Raw genomic sequence first — 16,010 nt, forward strand, 5'->3', positions numbered from 1 at the left:
GGCTGACCACCATGAGACAGTTCGGCGGGTCGCTCGACCCCCTCGACCACCGCATCCTTCAGGAACTCCAGACCGATTCGCGCCTCTCCATGCGCGAACTGGGCCGCCGCGTGGGCCTCTCGGCCCCGGCCGTCACCGAGCGCGTGCGCCGCCTGGAAGACGCCGGGGTCATCCTGGGCTACGGCGTGCGCGTGGCCCCGAAACCCCTGGGCCGCACCATCACCGCCTTCATCGGCGTGCAGGACAGCGGGCGCAACGACCCGACCCTGGTGCGCTGGGCCACCCGGCACGACGGCGTGCTGGAATGCCACAGCGTGACCGGCGACAACAGCTGCATCCTGAAGGTCGCCGTGCCCGACGTGGGCGAACTGGAAGCCATGCTGAGCGAGCTGATCGGCATGGGCTTCACCTGCGACACCTCCATCGTCCTGAGCACGCCGCTGGAAGGCAAGCTGCTGCTGCCCCCGCGTTAGGCTGCCGGTGTCCCTGCTCGCCTGCACCGACGTGGACTACCGCGCCGACGGCACGGCCCGCGCCGCGCTGCTGCTGTTCGGGGGCTGGCGGGCCCCCTCGGAAGTCGGGGGCCGCATCCACCGTGCGCAGGCGGTCGCCCCCTACGAACCCGGGGCCTTCGCGCGGCGCGAGCTGCCCTGCCTGCTGCCGCTGCTGACGCCACTGGTCGGCCACCTGGAGGCGGTGATCATCGACGGCTACGTCACCCTCGACGGAAATGGACGCCCCGGCCTGGGCTGGGCGCTGTACGAGGCGCTGGGCCGGGCCGTCCCGGTGGTGGGCGTCGCCAAGACGGCCTTCCGGGGGTCACCCCATGCCGGGCCTGTCGAGCGCGGCGGCACGCGGGCGCTGTATGTCACGGCGGCGGGGCTGGAGGCGCGTGCGGCGGCCACGCTGGTGCGCGACATGGCCGGCGAATACCGGGTGCCCACATTGCTGCGGCGGGTGGACCGGGCCTGCCGGGCCGCACCGTAACGCATCAGAACGTCCCCGATCCGGGGGACGGGGACAGAAGAAGCTGCTCCAATTTCCGAGTAGCCGAGAGGGCGGCGGAGAGTGGTCCAGCACCCTCGCTTCCCCGCCGGTCTCAGCAGGCCTTCCTCAGCGACGCCCGCCGAACATGCCGATCAGGTCGTTCAGGGCGTTCCCGTCGCCGTCGCGGTCCAGCGTGCGGTTCAGGGTGCTCAGGAGGTCGCCACCCTGCGGCTGAGGCTGCCGGGTCTGCTGGGCGTCGTCCCGGGTGCGCCCGTTCAGCTCGTCGAGGTCATTCTGGGCGCGGCCCACGTCGCCGCCCTGCCCACTGCCCGCCGGGGCCGAGCCGGGAAACAGCGAGCCGCCCTGTCCGCCGGCCCACTGGTCGCTGCCCCTCTGGGTCTGCATCTGGGGCGCGCTCTGGCCCTGCGAGTGGCCGCCGCCCAGTAGACCGCCAAGCAGGCCCCCCAGACCGCCCGAGCCCCCCCCGCCGAGCAGGCCCCCGAGCAGCCCACCGAGGTCGCCCAGCCCGCCGCCCTGGCTGCTCTGGCCCTGGCCCAGCCCGCCGCCCTGACCGCCGCGCTGCCGGCTGAGGTAGGCCAGCACGAGCGGCGCGAGCATCGAGAGGACCTGCATGGCGAGCTGCGGGCTGAGGCCCGAGCGCTGGCTCACGGCGTTGGCCGCCGCCTGCCCCTGCCCGCCGAAGATCTTGCCGACGATGGCCTGCCCGTCCCGCATGTCGGGCATCTGCCCCTGCTGAAAGAGGTCCAGGGCGCGGCCGTCGTGCTGATTCAGGGCTCCCGTCAGCGACTCCATGCCGCCGGGCTGCGCGGCGTTGCGCGTCAGCGCGCCGAGCAGCAGGGGCACGGCCGCCTCCAGGGCCGAGGAGGTCTGCTGCGGGTCGGTGCCGAGCTGCGAGCTGATCTGTCCCTGGGCCTGCCCCATCCCGCCGAGCCTACTGAAAAGGTCCATCATGCCCCCAGCCTAGAAGGTGGCCTCCGGCAGCGGATACGGCCTGCCCTCACCCACTTTGAGCGAGGGTTCAGGCTTGGAGGGACCGGCGCAGCCCCCCGCGTCCGGCCCGCCCGGAAGCTGCGCCATTTGGCCCATGCCGCGCCCCGCGCCGCGCCCCTATCCTGTGCCCCTTCCCCGGTTCGGCAAAACAAGGGGCGGAGGACCATTTGAATACGATTCGTGCGGCGGCTCCCCCCGATTTCCGGGGCGGCCTGGCCGGGACGGCGACGCTGTATGCGGCGACCGCCCGCCTGGGCTTCCGGCGGCAGTTCGCCTACCCACAGGCGGCGGCGTGGGGCCTGATCACCAACTTCTTTTTCGGCGTGCTGAGGATCGCGGTGCTGCTCGCCCTGTTCGGCGCGAGACCGCAGGTCGGGGGCTGGACGGCGGCCGACGCCGTGACCTACGTGGGCCTCACGCAGATTTTCATCGGGGCCTTCTCGCTGTTCGGCTGGACCGACTTCATGCGCGCCGTCCACCGGGGCGAAGTCGTGACCGACCTGCTGCGGCCCACCTCCCTGCTGCCCTTCTGGGCCGCGCAGGACGCGGGGCGCGCGGCCGGCCAGTTCATGCTGCGCGGGCTGCCCATGCTGGCCCTGTTCGTGCTCGTGTGGGAGGCGCGGTGGCCCGCCCAGCCGCTGCCGACCCTCCTCAGTGTCCTGCTGGCCTGGGCCTGCGGCTTCGCCTTCCGGTTTCTGGTGAACTGCGCGGCCTTCTGGTCGCCGGACGCCGTAGGCATCGGGCGCTTTGCCTGGGCGGTGCAGGGCCTGGGCTGCGGGTTCCTGATGCCGCTGGCCTTCTTTCCGGCGTGGGTGGGCTCGGCGCTGGCCTGGACGCCCTTTCCCGCGATGCTCAATACGGTGGTCACCCTCTGGCTGGGCCAGAAGACCGGCGCGGCGGCATGGGCGGCGCTGGCGGGGCAACTCGGCTGGACGCTGGTCCTGTTCGCGCTGTGCGCCCTGGCCCTGGCGCGCGGCCTGCGGCGGCTGGAGGTGGCCGGTGGGTAGGGGGCGCGTGGCCCTGGACTCGGCCATACACCACCTGCGGCTGTACTTCCTGCTGCTGCGCGCGCAGGCCCGCTCGCAGGGGGTCTACCGCGCGTCCTTCGCGCTCGACGCCCTCGCCACGGCGCTCATCACGGCGACCGAGTTCGCGGCCTTCGCGCTCGTGCTGCCGCGCTTCGGGGGGCTGGGCGGGTGGACGCTGGGCGAGGTCGCGCTGCTGTACGGGCTGGCCGAGCTGGGCTTCGTGCTCATGGACCTGCTCTTCGGGGGCTTCGACGCGCCCAACCTCTCGGCCCAGGTCCGCAGCGGCAGTTTCAGCACGCTGCTGCTGCGGCCCGCGCCGCTGCCCGTGCAGGTGCTGGGGTCGGACTTCGCGCTGCGGCGCTTTCCGCGCGCCCTGCTCGCGGCCGGCATCCTCGCCTACGGTATGGCGCACTCGGGCGTGGCCTGGACGGCAGGGGATATGGCGCTGCTGGCGGGCAGCCTCGTGGGCCTGATCGCCTTTTTCGGGGGCCTGTTCGTCGTCGGGGGGACCCTGACCTTCTGGACGGTCGAGAGCGTCGAGGCCATGAACGTCCTGACCTACGGCGGACGCAGCCTGATCTCGTACCCGATGGATATCTACGGCGAGTGGCTGCGCCGGGCCTTCACCTACCTGCTGCCCGCCGCCTTCCTGTCGTACTTTCCGGTGATGCATCTGCTGGGCCGCCCGCTGCCCGACGGCCTGCCGGGCTGGGCGGCGTACCTCGCGCCGGTCGCCGGGCCGCTGGTGCTGGGGGCCGCCGCGCTGCTGTGGCGCGTGGGCGTGCGCCACTACCAGGGGACCGGCTCGTGACGGCCCGCCCCGGCCTGACTAGGCGGCCCCGGCCCTGCCCCGGAGGCGCGCGCCAGAGTGGCCGCCATGGCGACCGATCTCAAGCCCACCGTGAACCCCGAAGACACCCTGGCCCTCCTCGACCTGCGCCTGGGGCGCGTGCTGGCCGCCGTGCCCGAACCCAGCGCCCCGAAGGCCGCCTACCGCCTGACGGTGGATTTCGGCAAGTACGGCACCCGCACCAGCGTAGGGCGCTTCACGGGACAGACCCCCGAGCAGCTCGTCGGTACCCAGGTCGTCGGCGTGCTGAACTTCGCGCCGCGCACGGTGGGCGACGTGCAGTCCGAGGTCCTGATCCTGGGCGTGCAGTTTCCCGGCCTGGCGAGCGGCGAGGCCACCCCCCTGACGCCCGCGACGGCGGCCAAGCTGGGTGGCAAGGTGTTCTGAAGGCGGTGGGGAGGGGGATGCCCGGCGGCCCGGGCCTTCACCGCCCCGGAGACGCCTCTTCTGCTTGGCCTGGCCTCTCCACTTCCCACGCCCCACCCCCCACCTTCCCCCAGGAGTCCCCATGATCGAAGTCCAGCACCTCCACCAGACCTTCGGGCGCGGCCACCGGGCCACCGTCGCCGTGCAGGACGTGTCGTTCTCGGTCGCGGCGGGCGAGGTCGTCGGGTATCTGGGCCCCAACGGCGCAGGCAAGTCCACGACGGTCAAGGTGCTCACGGGCCTGCTCGTGCCCACCTCGGGCCGGGTCACGGTGGGCGGCGTGGTGCCCTGGCGCGAGCGGCGGCGGCATGTCGCGCGGCTGGGCGCGGTGTTCGGGCAGCGCACGACGCTGTGGTGGGACCTGCCGGTGCGCGAGTCGCTGGACCTGCTGCGCCACGTGTACCGCGTGCCCGCCGGGCGCTTCCGCGAAAATCTGGCCGAGTTCACGGCGCTGCTGGACCTGGGGCCGTTTCTGGACACGCCCGCCCGCGCCCTGTCGCTGGGCCAGCGGATGCGCGCGGACCTCGCGGCGGCGCTGCTGCATGGCCCCGAGCTGCTGTTTCTCGACGAGCCGACGGTGGGCCTGGACGTGGTCGCCAAAGAGCGCATCCGCGAGTTCGTGCGGACCATCAACGCCGAGCGCGGGGTCACGGTGCTGCTCACCACCCACGACCTGGGCGACGTGGAGCGGCTGGCCCGGCGGGTGATGATCATCGACGGCGGGCGGCTGCTGTACGACGGCGCCCTGGGCGAATTGCAGACCCGCTACGGCGGCGAGCGCGAGCTGCACGCCGAGTACGAACACGCGCCCCCCAGCCCCGAGGTGCCGGGCCTGACCTTGCTCTCGGCCGACGGCCCGCGCGTGCGCTACGGCTTTTCGGGCGCGGCGGCGCTGCCCATCGCCCGCGTCACCGCCCACGCCCCGGTGCGCGACCTGACGGTGCGCGAACCCGACATCGAGGCGACCGTGCGCCGCATCTACGAGGGCGGGCTGCTGCGCCGGACAGTAGGCCAGGCGGGTGCCGTCCCCCGGTGAAGCTCCGCCCGCCGCTTCAGCCCCGTCCCTGCGGCCCGACCCCCTGCCCCCCGAGCTGGACGCCCGGGAGACCAACCGGTGCTGGGGCGTGCCTCCCCGGGCACGGTGGGCCGAGTTGCAGCCGATCCCGTCGCGCCGGGGGCTGTGGTTCGGAGGCTAGGTGCTCCTGGGCAGTCTGCTCGCCCTCTTCTGGCCGGACCCGCACCCCGCCTCGCCGCGCGGACTCTCGCTGGGACTGGCGGCCACCGCCACAGGCTGCGCCGCACTGAGCCTGTGGCTCTGCCGGCACGCCCGGGTACCCTGGCGAACGGAGGACGGACGGTGATGTGGTGGGCCAGCTGGTGGGCCGTCCTGGCCCTTGTTCACCGCAGAAAACAGCCGCTCGCCTTTCTGGGAAGACTGGGCGGAGCACTCCTGGGTCCAGGGTCTGCCTGCGGCCACCGTGCTGGTCTTTCCGGTCCTCGCCCTGTGGCGGGTCTGGACGGCCCACCGCCCGCCCCACCGTGAGGCCGCGCGTTAGTATCCGGGCCATGACGTCTCCAGGTCGCCCCCTTCCCGGCACGACGCCCCGCTGGGTCTGGCCGCTCGTGCTGGGCTGGGTCGCCCTCTCGGCGCTGCTCCACCTCTCCGGAGGGCCGGGGCAACCGGTGCCGGGCCTCCAGCCGCCGCTGCCGACCACCCTGGGGCTGGCGGGGTATCTGGTGCTGCTGCTTCAGGTGCCCGCGCTGCTGTGGGCCGCGCCCATCGTCGTGAGCCGGGAGGCCAGCGAGGCGACCCGGCAGTTCGCCGTGACCTTCGCCCTGATCCTGGGCGTGGGCCTGCGGCTGCTGAGCCGCGCCGTGTCGGACCTGACCCAGGGGCGGCCCCTGGACCCCTACTCGGCGGTGGTCGGCCTCCTGGCCCTCGGCGCCCTGGCGTTCGTGGTGCAGCGCAGGCGACAGAAACTACGTCAGGGCGCATGATGCGGGATCCCGACCCGGGCCGCCTGGGCATCGGCTGGACGCTGCTGTTCGGGCTCTCCCTGGCCGCCGCGACCTACGGCATGGTCCTTTCGCTGCTGGGCGGGCCGGGCCAGCGGGTGCCCGGCGTGGACGACCCGTATCCCGACGCCCTGGGCGCGGCCGGATACGCCGTCACGCTGCTTCAGGTACCCGTCCTGCTGTGGGGCTGGTGGCTGCTGGTGGCCCGACGGACGCCGGCCCAGCTGCGTTCGGTCGCCCTGCCGATGCTCCCCGCACTGGCCCTGACCCTGCAAGAACTGGCCGAGATCGTCTCGAACGCCGTGTACGGGCGGCCCCAGGACCTGCCGGATCTCCTGGTCTACGGTGGGGGCGTCGTCTTCATGGCGGGGTTTCTGGGCTATGTCCTCTGGTTCACCACCCGCAAGGCCCCGGCCCCACGCCGATGACCCCGCCGCTCCCCGCCGCCTTTTTCGACCGCGATCCGGTGCTCGTCGCCCGCGAACTCCTGGGCACGATCCTGGTGCATACCCTGCCGGGCGGCGAGGTGCTCTCGGGCCGCGTGGTCGAGACCGAGGCCTACGACTGCCCCCGCGACCCGGCCTGCACCGCCGGGCGCTTTCACGCTGCCCGCAGCGCCGACATGGCGACCGCGCCGGGGCGCTGGCTGTTCTGGGCGGCGCACGGCCACCCGCTGCTTCAGGTGTCGTGCCGCGCGGCAGGCGTGGCCGCCAGCGTCCTGATCCGCGCGCTGGAGCCGCTTTCGGGGATAGACCAGATGCTCACGCACCGCCCGGTCGTGCGCGCACGCGACCTGACGAACGGCCCGGCCAAGCTCGTCTATGCCCTGGGCCTGCGGCCGGGCGAGGTGGCGCACACCCCGGTGGACAGCCCCGCCCTGCACCTGCTCGCCCCCGGGGTGCCGCTGCCCGACGCCGGGGTGACGGTCACGGCCCGCGTCGGCCTGCGCGGGGGGCGCACGCTGCCGTGGCGCTTCCTGATCACGGAGAGCCCCTGGGTGTCGCCGGGCGCGCCGGGCCTGGACCTCGCCGGGCCAGGGACCGACCTGCCGGAGGTCAACATTCGCTAAAAACGGCCCCCTGTGGGGGATGCTCTAGGCTGGGCCGGATGTCTGCACCCCTTCCGGACCTTGACCCCGCGCGGGCGCTGGACGTGTCCTTCTTCGACCGCGACCCGGTCGAAGTGGCGCGCGAACTGCTGGGGATGGCCCTGGTGCGCCAGTTGCCCGGCGGCCCCCGCCTGGCCGCCCGCATCGTGGAGACCGAGGCCTACGACTGCCCGCGCGACCCGAGCTGCCACGTCATCGCGCGGCTGCCGGGGGCGGCGCAGGCGCTCGGGGGGGCACCGGGGCGGATCTACTTCCACGCGGTGTACCAGCACGCGCTGCTGAACGTGGTGTGCCGCGAATCGGGCGTGCAGGCGGCCATCCTCATCCGCGCGGCCGAGCCGCTGCTGGGCGAGGACACCATGCGCGAACTCCGGCCGGTCAAGCGGCGGCTGGACCTCACGAACGGCCCCGCCAAGCTCATGACGGCCCTGAGCATCACCCCCGACCTGAACGGGCAGCGGGCCGACGGGCCGGAGCTGTACTTCGTGCCGGGCGAGCCGGTGCCCGACGCCGAGGTCACGACCACGCCCCGCATCGGGCTGCGGCTGGGCACCGACCTGCCCTGGCGCTTCCTGGTGAGGGGCAACCCCTGGGTGTCGCCGGGCAGACCGGCGGGCGCGTGAACACAGCGGGCCATGCCCACCGGGGCAGCGACGTTCCGGCCGCCTTTTCCGGCTGGCGGCCATGAGCGCCCCCACACCTGCCGCCCTGCGCGCCGCCGCGTGGCGCACGCTGGAGAAGGCCAGGACCGTGCAGGCCGCGCTGGACCGTCTGGGCTTCGTGCAGGCCGACCCCATCCGCTCTCCGGCCCGCGCGCAGGACCTCACGCTGATGGCGCGGGTGCCCGGCTACCGCGCGGGCGACCTCGAGCGGCTGTACCCCGGCCTGGACGCCGAGGAGGACATGCTGCCCAACTACGGCTTCGTGACGCGGCGCGTACAGGCGCTGCTGCACCCGCGCGAGGTCGGCGTGACCCGCACCGAGCAGGAGCACCCCGAGCTGCTGGACGAGGTGCGTGCCCTGCTCGCGGGCCGGGAGGAGGTCCACCCCCGCGAGGTCGCCGCGCTGCTGGGCCGGGGCCGGGTCGTGAACGCCTGGGGCGGCCAGTCGAGCGCGAGCACCCGCGCCCTGGACACCCTGCACCGCCGGGGCGAGGTGCGCGTGACCCGGCGCGTCTCGGGCGTGCGGCTGTACGGCCCGGCCCCGCATCTGGCCGCCCTGCGCGCCTCGCCGCTGCCCGAGGAGGAGCGGCTGCGCGGCGCCGTACACCTGCTCGCCGCGCTCTACGCCCCGCTGCCTGAGGCCAGCCTGGGGTATCTGGTCAGCCTCTCGCACCTCGGCCTTCCGCACCTGCGCGGCGAACTGCGCGCGGCCTTCCGGCAGGCGGTACGCGGCGAGCTGGCAGGTGCGGTGGTCGAGGGCATGCGCTACGTGTGGCCCGCCGAGTCGGCCCCGCAGGACGCCCCCGCGCCGCGCGGCGTGCGGATCGTGGGCCCCTTCGATCCGCTGGCGTGGGACCGGCGCCGCTTCGCGCACCTGCACGGCTGAACCTACAAATTCGAGGCCTATACGCCCGCCCCGGCGCGGCAGTTCGGCTATTACGCGCTGCCGGTGTTCCACGCCGGACGCGCAGTGGGCTGGGCCAACCTCAAGGCGGCGGGCGGCGGCCTGGACGCCGAGTTCGGATTCGTGCCCGGCGTGCGCCGGACGGCCACGCTGATGCGGGGGCTGGAGACGGAACTGGAGCGTTACCGGGCCTTTCTAGGCCTCACGGCAGAATCCGGAGAATCAAGCGGAGCGAGCATCTGAGAATGCCCGCGATTGCGGGTGAAATCGAGGGGGCACTGCCGATCCCGCGACGGAACGGAAACCCGCCGTCACGCCCGGAGTTCGGCCCACGCCCCCGCCACGTTGTCCAGCGAGGCCCACACCCCGCTGCCCCGCCGCGCCCGCCCGGCCTGGTCGGCGGTCGAGAGCAGGTTCAGGGCCGTGCCCGCCCGCTCCTCGGCGGCGAGTTCGGCGGGGGTCAGGGACAGGCCGTGCGCCGCGAGGTCCTGCCGGTAGGCGGCCCGCACGCCCGGCGCGTACCGTGCCCGCTCGGCGGCGTCCAGCCGCACGGCCAGTAGGTGCGCGAGGTCCTCACCGGGAAAAGAAGGATGTACCTGCCCGTAGTCGATGAGGACAGGGGGGCCGTCCCGCCGCCACAGCACCTGCCCCGAGTGGATGTCCCCATGCGCGAGCGTGTGGGGGCGCGTGTGGGCCAGCAGCCCCGGCAGCTGCGCGGCGGCCTCCCGGACAGCGGCCGCATGGGGGCCGGCCCAGGTGGCGGCCATCCGCTCGGCGTCCTCCAGCAGCGCCGCCGGGTCCCAGCGCCACTCGCCCCGCAGTGCCGGGTGTCCGTTCCAGGCCGCGTGAAAACGCGCGAGCAGCCGCGCCACATCCAGCAGCGCCGCCGCCTGGGCCTCCGGCGTGGCGAACAGGCCCCAGCCGTGCGTCTCCCCGGCCAGATCGGGCAGCAGGAGGTGGGCGCGGCCCCCCGACTCATCCAGCGCGGCGTGCAGCAGTGGCGCGTGAGGCACGGTCACCAGCGGGGCCAGGTCGCGCAGGTAAGCGACCTCACGCGTGAAGCGGCGCAGCACGCGGCGGCGGCCCTGGCCCCGGCCCACGTATTTCAGGAACAGGGGACCGTGCGGGGTCGCGTAGCGGGCGAAACTCGCCCCCTCGCCGCGCCACGCCTCGACCCGCGTCCGGGGGCCGGGAAAGGCGGCGCTCAGCTCCTGCGGCCAGCGGCGTGAGGATACGGCCGGGCCGTCTCCGGAGAGGAGCGCCCGGCCGAGGGCAGACAGATTCAAGAAAGGGCGCAGGCTCAGGCGACGAGCGACACGAGACCCGCCACGCCGCCGCCCAGCAGCGCCGCGCCCACCACGAACACGCCCAGGCATCCCAGGCCCCGGCGCTGCTGCGGCCGGAAATGCCCGCCCTGGGCGTAGTGGCCCCGGTGGCCGCTGCTGCTGCCCCCCATCAGGCCCCCCATCATGCCGCCCCGGCGGTGCCCGCTGGAATGAGAATGCCCGCGACTGACGAAACCCCCACGGCGATGACCGCTGCTGCGACTGTGACCGAAAAATCCTCTCCCAGAGTGGCTGCTCATGCTTCAGAGTACGGAGTTGGTCCGCGCGGAGTTCCGGGGGTGACCTTCGCGGATCTGCCATGTTCGCTTCATGTCGAAGGGCCTCCGGGCCGGGCGACTTCGATCAGGTGCTGCCCACATCCCACTCACCTTACACACGGCACTCACGGGCCGTATCATGACGGGGACATGAGTGAACGCAAGTATTTCGGAACCGACGGGGTGCGCGCCGTCGCGGGGCAGTTTCCGCTGACCGCCGCCTGGGTCATGGACCTCGGGGCCGCCGCCGGGGAAGTGCTGAAACGTCAGAACCCGCGCGCCAGCGTGGTCATCGGCAAGGACACCCGCCAGAGCGGCGACATGCTCGAAGCCGCCCTCGCCGCCGGCCTCACCAGCCGGGGCGTGAACGTCATCCACCTGGGCGTGCTGCCCACCCCCGGCGTGAGTTACCTGACCCGCCACCTCGGCGCCGACGCGGGCGTGGTCATCAGCGCGTCGCACAACCCCTACGAGGACAACGGCATCAAGTTCTTCGGCGCCGACGGCCAGAAGCTGCGCGACGCCACCGAGCACGAGATCGAGGCGGCCATCGACGAGGTGCCCGGCTTTGCGCCCGTGACCGGCGTGGCGCTGGGCGGCGTGACCAACTACACCGACGCCGAGCGGCTGTACGGCGTTCCTGCTGTCGCACGCACCCGACCTCTCGGGTATGCGCATCGCGCTGGACTGCGCCAACGGGGCGGCCTACCGCGTGGCCCCCAAGGTGTTCCAGGCGGCGGGGGCCGACGTGTTCGCGGTGTACACCACGCCCGACGGCCGCAACATCAACCGGGGCTGCGGCAGCACGCATATGGACCACCTGCGCCGGCTGGTCATGGAAGGCGACTACGACCTGGGCGTGGCCTTCGACGGCGACGCCGACCGGGCGCTGTTCGTGGACTCGCGTGGGCGCGAGGTGCAGGGTGACCACATGCTGCTGCTCAACGCGCGGGCGCGCGGCGAGCGGGCGGTGGTGACGACCATCCATGGCGAACATGGGCCTGGAGGTGAAGCTGCGCGAGGCGGGCATTCCGCTGGAGCGCACCGCCGTGGGCGACCGCTACGTGCACGAGCGCCTGCACGAGAAGGGCCTGAACCTGGGCGGCGAGCAGAGCGGACACGTGCTGTTCCTGGACGTGGCCCCGACCGGCGACGGCGTGCTGACCGCGCTGCTGACGCTGGGCAGCCTGCGCAAACTGGGGACCACCCTGGACGCGGTCCACGACGACCTCGTGATGTATCCGCAGACGCTGGTGAACGTGCGGGTGCAGGACAAGAAGGCGATCGCCCGCGACCCCGAGGTGGGGCGCGCGGTCGAGGCGGCCGAGGCGCGGCTGCGGGGCCGGGGCCGGGTGAACCTGCGCCCGAGCGGCACCGAGAACCTCATCCGGGTGATGGTCGAGGGCCAGGACGAGACCGAGATCCACCAGATCGCCGCCGACCTGGCCGGCGTCGTCCAGGCCCGCGGTCAGGTCGCCGGCTGAGGCGAAGGAGCGCCTCTCCCCTACCCTCCACTCACCACAGCCCACCCGCGCGCGCCCAGACTCTGCCCATGCAAGCCGCCTGGTACAGCCGCAACGGAGCCGCCCACGACGTGCTGGAGGTGGGCGAGCGCCCCGCCCCCACCGCCGGTCCCGGCGAGGTCCTCGTGCGGGTTCACGCGAGCGGAGTCAACCCGTCCGACACCAAGTCGCGCGCGCGCACGCCGCTGGGGGCCGACTGGGTCATTCCGCAGCAGGACGGGGCCGGGATCGTCGAGGCGGTGGGCGAGGGCGTGGACCCCGGCCGTGTGGGCGAGCGCGTGTGGATCTATGAGGCGCGCATCGGGCGGCCCAACGGGTGCGCGGCGCAGTTCGTGGCGGTGCCGGCCGAGAATGCCGTGCCGCTGCCCGACCACGTCTCCTTCGACGAGGGCGCGTGCCTGGGCGTGCCCGCGCTCACGGCGCACCGCTGCGTCTTCGCCGACGGCCCCGTGACCGGCCAGACGGTGCTGGTGACGGGTGGGGCGGGGGCGGTGGGCATTCACGCCATTCAATTTGCCAAGTGGGGCGGCGCGCGGGTCATCGCGACGGTCAGCCGTGAGGAACAGGCCGAGGTGGCCCGCGCGGCCGGCGCCGACGAGATCGTCTTCCGCAAGGACGAGGACGTGGCCGCCCGCATCGGGGAGATCACGGGGGCCGGGGACGGGCGCGGCGTGGACCGCGTGGTGGACGTGGCCTTCGGGGCCAATCTGGACACCACCCTGAAGGTCATCCGGCCCAACGGCGTGGTCGCCAGCTACGCCTCGGACGAGGTACCCGAGCCCAGGCTGCCCTTCTGGCCGCTGCTGGGGCTGGACGTGACCGTGCGCTTCGTCCTCGTGTACCGCATGACCCGGCAGGCGCACGAGGACGCCGTCCGCGACACCCTGACCGGCCTGCGGGAAGGCTGGCTGAAGACCGTCGTGGCCGCCCGCTACCCCCTGGACGAGATCGCCGCCGCCCACGAGGCGCTGGAGTCGGGCCGCACGGTGGGCAAGGTGGTCGTGCAGATCCCGTAGATGAGAGGGAGAGGTCGCTGCCTCCCTCACCCGCCTAGCCGCCCAGCACGTTCTCGCGGAAGCGTTCCAGGATCGCCAGCCCCACCGCGCCGCTCTTTTCGGGGTGGAACTGCGTGGCGTGGAGGTTGCCCTGGCTCAGCGCCGCCCAGAAGGGCACGCCGTACTCGGTGAGGGCGCCGTTGTCCACCTGCACGTCGGCAGGCACATAGTACGAGTGCACGAAGTAGGCGAAGGCCGATTCGTCCAGCCCGCGCAGCAGCGGCGAGTCCCCGACCATCCGCAGGCTGTTCCAGCCCATCTGGGGCACCTTGCGCGCCGGGTCGGCCTCGAATTTGCGCACCGTGCCCGCGATCAGGCCCAGGCCGGGCACGCCGGGGGCCTCTTCCGACCCCTCAAGGAGCATCTGCATGCCCACGCAGATGCCCAGCAAGGGCGTGCCGGCAGCGGCGCTGGCCATCACCGGGCCGTGGAAGCCGCTGTGCCCGAAGGCCTCCATGACCTGCCGGAAGTGGCCCTGCCCCGGCACGACCACTGCCGGGGCGTGCGGCACGTCGGCGGGGTCGTCCGAGACGCGCACGGTCATACCGGCGCGCTCCAGGGCCTTGGCGGCGCTGCGAACGTTGCCCGCGCCGTAATCGAGAAGAAGGACTTCGGGAGTGGCGCTCATCGTCCCCCAGCGTACTTCTTGAGGATGTCGGCTGTCGTTCCGGTGGCCCGGAGGGTGTCGCCTGTCCAGACGAAGGCCATGTCCCGGCGCACGGAACGCTCGGCCGGGGCCTCGCCGGAGAGCCCCATACCCAGCGTGCACAGGTCCGGGCGGCGGCTGTAGGTCGTGAGGGTCGCCCTCAGGGTCAGGTCGGGCCGCCCGTCGGCGTCACGGTCGCGGTCGTCCCAGGACAGGGGCGTGACCTCCCAGCGTCCGGCACACTGCTCCGATCCCTGCCCAAAAAAATCGCGGAAGCCGAGCCGCGGAAAGAGCGCGGCCGTCTGCACCCGCAGCTTGCCCGCAGGCCACGACACGGTCCTCAGCGCGCGGCCCAGCGGCTCGCCGGCGCGGCTCTCGTCCAGGCAGACGGCGGCCTGGGTCCCGCCGGGCCGGGGATAGGTCAGGCAGGGGCCGGCGAGCAGCGCGCCGCGAACGGGTTCGGCCGCCACCCACCGTCCCTGCACCCAGCGCAGCAGGACCGTCTCGCCCGCACAGCCCTCCGTTTCGGTGCAGAAGGTGGCGAGCAGTTCGCGGCGTCCCGACGCCGTGAAGGTGCCCGGCAGCAGGCTGGAGAACAGCAGACGCGCCTGCGGGCCGCGCAGTTCCGGGCCGGGGCGACCGCCAGAGCTGACCTGACGGCACCCGTCCAGGTGTCCCAGGGGCACCCTGGACGTGCACACCGCCCGGATCACGGCGTCCACCTCGGCGGCGCGGGGCGTGCGCGACTCGCTGGGGCCGGAGAACTGCGCGCACGCCGCCCCGAGGCCCAGCCCCAGCAGCGCGCCGAGCAGGGCGCGGGCCCGCACGCCTACAGGCTTCCCTTCGTGCTCGGCATGGCGTCCGAGGTCAGCGCCACCGCGTCGCGCAGGGCGCGGGCCAGGGCCTTCACGACCGCCTCGATGACGTGGTGCGCCTCGCGGCCCGCGAGCAGGCGCACGTGCAGCGTCACGCCGCCGTGGTTGCAAAACCCACGCAGGAACTCGCGCAGGTGGTAGTGGGTCATGCCGCCCGCCGTGCCCCACACGTCCAGCGTCTCGGGCTCGAAGGCGAGGTGCGCGCGGCCCGAGAGGTCCAGGACCACATGCGCGAGCGTCTCGTCCATCGGCACGAAGGCCGAGCCGTAGCGCTCGATGCCCTTGCGGTCGCCCAGCGCCTGCGAAAGTGCCTGCCCCAGCGTGATGCCCGTGTCCTCGATGAGATGGTGCGGCTCGATATGCAGGTCGCCGGTCGCCTGCACGCTCAGGCTCAGGCGCGAGTGGCGGGCCAGCGCGTCGAGCATGTGGTCGAAAAAGCCATGCCCGGTGGCGGGGGCGTCGTAGGCGGGCGAGTCGAGGTCCAGCCGGACGGTGATGTCCGTCTCGCTGGTGGTGCGCTTCAGGGTGGCCGTGCGGGACATGGACCCATGCTAAGGCGGCGGACACAGGGCGCGGCTGTGACCCTGCCGGCCGAAGAGCCGCTCCCTCTCATTCTGTCTTGACCGTAACTCCGTTACGTTATAGACTAAATACATGAAACTGAGCGATGTCCAGAAACGACTTCAGGCCCCGTTTCCCGCTCATATGGTGGCGTGGAAGCCCGCCGCGTTCAACAAGGAACGCACCCGCGCGCTGATGCTGGCGCACATCGACGCCCGCGCGGTGCAGGACCGGCTCGACGCCGTGTGCCCCGACGCCTGGGAATTCAGCGTGGAGGTCGTGGCCGGTACGCGCCTGCCCACCGTCAAGGGCCGCCTGACCATCCTGGGCGTGTCGCGCGAGGATATCGGCGAGGCCCCGGAGGGCGACCTGGGCACCCTGAAGGCCGCCACCAGCGACGCCATGAAGCGCTGCGCGGTGCAGTTCGGCATCGGGCGCTACCTCTACGACCTGCCCCGCCAGTGGGCCGACTGGGACGACACGCAGCGCGGCCCCGTGCAGGCCCCCGAACTGCCCGAGTGGGCGCGCCCCGACCACGAGCGCAGCCCCGGCGGCGCCCACCTCGTGCAGGCGATGGAGCAGCTGCGCTACGAGCTGCCCGAGGACCTGGACCTGCAGCGCGAGGTCTACAAGCACCTCAAGGCCGCGCTCGGCAGCCTGCACCCCGGCCAGCCCGGACGGGCCGCGTGAACGCCTCGCCGGGTGGCCGCCAGATCGCCACGCTGATGCTCGGGCTGCTGGTCCTGACCCTCCTG

19 protein-coding genes and 2 pseudogenes are annotated in these 16,010 nt (G+C 73.1%); 15 read left to right on the top strand and 6 right to left on the bottom strand.

The features are described from left to right. Positions 1-11 precede the first annotated feature (11 nt). A complete protein-coding gene (locus DGO_RS10210) occupies positions 12-473 on the top strand; it encodes an Lrp/AsnC family transcriptional regulator (protein WP_014685436.1) in 462 nt (153 codons plus the stop codon). Positions 474-480: 7 nt separating this feature from the next. After that, positions 481-987, top strand: coding sequence for an endonuclease V (locus DGO_RS10215; RefSeq protein WP_226991337.1), 507 nt, complete (start codon positions 481-483; stop codon positions 985-987). A gap of 126 nt (positions 988-1,113) precedes the next feature. On the opposite strand, the gene DGO_RS21125 is transcribed toward DGO_RS10215, so the two are convergent. Continuing rightward, positions 1,114-1,959: a DUF937 domain-containing protein gene (locus DGO_RS21125; protein WP_014685438.1), complete on the bottom strand. Its 846-nt coding sequence runs from the start codon at positions 1,957-1,959 to the stop codon at positions 1,114-1,116. A gap of 206 nt (positions 1,960-2,165) precedes the next feature. Between DGO_RS21125 and DGO_RS10225 the strand changes: the two genes are divergently transcribed. The 10 genes and pseudogenes from DGO_RS10225 (at position 2,166) to DGO_RS10265 (ending at position 9,235) form a co-directional block, all read left to right on the top strand. Further along, positions 2,166-3,005, top strand: coding sequence for an ABC transporter permease (locus DGO_RS10225; RefSeq protein ID WP_226991338.1), 840 nt, complete (start codon positions 2,166-2,168; stop codon positions 3,003-3,005). Continuing rightward, positions 2,998-3,837, top strand: a complete 840-nt coding sequence (locus DGO_RS10230) for an ABC transporter permease (protein ID WP_226991339.1) — start codon at positions 2,998-3,000, stop codon at positions 3,835-3,837. Before DGO_RS10225 ends, DGO_RS10230 begins: the two co-directional genes overlap by 8 nt. Before the next feature lie 66 nt (positions 3,838-3,903). Continuing rightward, positions 3,904-4,263, top strand: coding sequence for a T-RNA-binding region (locus DGO_RS10235; protein ID WP_014685441.1), 360 nt, complete (start codon positions 3,904-3,906; stop codon positions 4,261-4,263). Between the two features lie 121 nt (positions 4,264-4,384). Then, the gene (locus tag DGO_RS10240; protein ID WP_014685442.1) at positions 4,385-5,338 is read left to right on the top strand and encodes an ABC transporter ATP-binding protein; all 954 of its coding nucleotides are present in this window, start codon (positions 4,385-4,387) and stop codon (positions 5,336-5,338) included. A gap of 358 nt (positions 5,339-5,696) precedes the next feature. Beyond that, positions 5,697-5,858 (top strand): hypothetical protein, encoded by a 162-nt coding sequence (locus tag DGO_RS23825; protein ID WP_014685443.1) that lies wholly within the window; start codon positions 5,697-5,699, stop codon positions 5,856-5,858. Positions 5,859-5,868: 10 nt separating this feature from the next. Next, on the top strand, positions 5,869-6,300 hold the full coding sequence (locus tag DGO_RS10245) for a hypothetical protein (protein ID WP_145975303.1): 432 nt from the start codon (positions 5,869-5,871) through the stop codon (positions 6,298-6,300). Next, complete coding sequence (locus DGO_RS10250) at positions 6,297-6,746, top strand: hypothetical protein (protein WP_043801976.1); 450 nt, start codon at positions 6,297-6,299, stop codon at positions 6,744-6,746. The genes DGO_RS10245 and DGO_RS10250 overlap by 4 nt, the downstream gene beginning before the upstream one ends. Next, positions 6,743-7,387 (top strand): DNA-3-methyladenine glycosylase, encoded by a 645-nt coding sequence (locus DGO_RS10255; RefSeq protein WP_043801978.1) that lies wholly within the window; start codon positions 6,743-6,745, stop codon positions 7,385-7,387. Before DGO_RS10250 ends, DGO_RS10255 begins: the two co-directional genes overlap by 4 nt. 38 nt (positions 7,388-7,425) lie before the next feature. After that, positions 7,426-8,049, top strand: coding sequence for a DNA-3-methyladenine glycosylase (locus DGO_RS10260; protein WP_014685447.1), 624 nt, complete (start codon positions 7,426-7,428; stop codon positions 8,047-8,049). A gap of 61 nt (positions 8,050-8,110) precedes the next feature. After that, positions 8,111-9,235: pseudogene (locus tag DGO_RS10265) on the top strand (DNA glycosylase AlkZ-like family protein). A gap of 68 nt (positions 9,236-9,303) precedes the next feature. Here DGO_RS10265 and DGO_RS10270 read toward each other — a convergent pair. Then, on the bottom strand, positions 9,304-10,278 hold the full coding sequence (locus tag DGO_RS10270) for a phosphotransferase family protein (protein WP_226991340.1): 975 nt from the start codon (positions 10,276-10,278) through the stop codon (positions 9,304-9,306). 14 nt (positions 10,279-10,292) lie between these two features. After that, positions 10,293-10,463 (bottom strand): hypothetical protein, encoded by a 171-nt coding sequence (locus DGO_RS24265; RefSeq protein ID WP_226991341.1) that lies wholly within the window; start codon positions 10,461-10,463, stop codon positions 10,293-10,295. A 282-nt stretch (positions 10,464-10,745) separates the two neighbouring features. On the opposite strand from DGO_RS24265, the pseudogene glmM reads away from it, so the two are divergent. Together glmM and DGO_RS10285 are read left to right on the top strand one after the other, a co-directional pair. After that, positions 10,746-12,079, top strand: a pseudogene (gene glmM / locus DGO_RS10280) (phosphoglucosamine mutase). Between the two features lie 68 nt (positions 12,080-12,147). Beyond that, a complete protein-coding gene (locus DGO_RS10285; RefSeq protein ID WP_043801981.1) occupies positions 12,148-13,134 on the top strand; it encodes an NADPH:quinone reductase in 987 nt (328 codons plus the stop codon). Between the two features lie 34 nt (positions 13,135-13,168). Here DGO_RS10285 and hisH read toward each other — a convergent pair whose 3' ends face one another. Genes hisH through hisB form a run of 3 tightly spaced genes read right to left on the bottom strand, consistent with a single transcriptional unit; the run spans position 13,169 to position 15,236 of the window. Further along, positions 13,169-13,801, bottom strand: a complete 633-nt coding sequence (gene hisH, locus DGO_RS10290) for an imidazole glycerol phosphate synthase subunit HisH (protein ID WP_014685453.1) — start codon at positions 13,799-13,801, stop codon at positions 13,169-13,171. Beyond that, complete coding sequence (locus DGO_RS10295) at positions 13,798-14,646, bottom strand: hypothetical protein (protein WP_226991342.1); 849 nt, start codon at positions 14,644-14,646, stop codon at positions 13,798-13,800. The genes hisH and DGO_RS10295 overlap by 4 nt, the downstream gene beginning before the upstream one ends. A gap of 2 nt (positions 14,647-14,648) precedes the next feature. After that, positions 14,649-15,236 (bottom strand): imidazoleglycerol-phosphate dehydratase HisB, encoded by a 588-nt coding sequence (gene hisB / locus DGO_RS10300; RefSeq protein ID WP_014685455.1) that lies wholly within the window; start codon positions 15,234-15,236, stop codon positions 14,649-14,651. 112 nt (positions 15,237-15,348) lie between these two features. On the opposite strand from hisB, the gene ddrA reads away from it, so the two are divergent. After that, positions 15,349-15,945, top strand: a complete 597-nt coding sequence (gene ddrA, locus DGO_RS10305; protein WP_014685456.1) for a single-stranded DNA-binding protein DdrA — start codon at positions 15,349-15,351, stop codon at positions 15,943-15,945. Positions 15,946-16,010 lie beyond the last annotated feature (65 nt).

Origin of the sequence: Deinococcus gobiensis I-0, assembly GCF_000252445.1 — a bacterium.
Classification (GTDB): Bacteria; Deinococcota; Deinococci; order Deinococcales; family Deinococcaceae; genus Deinococcus; species Deinococcus gobiensis.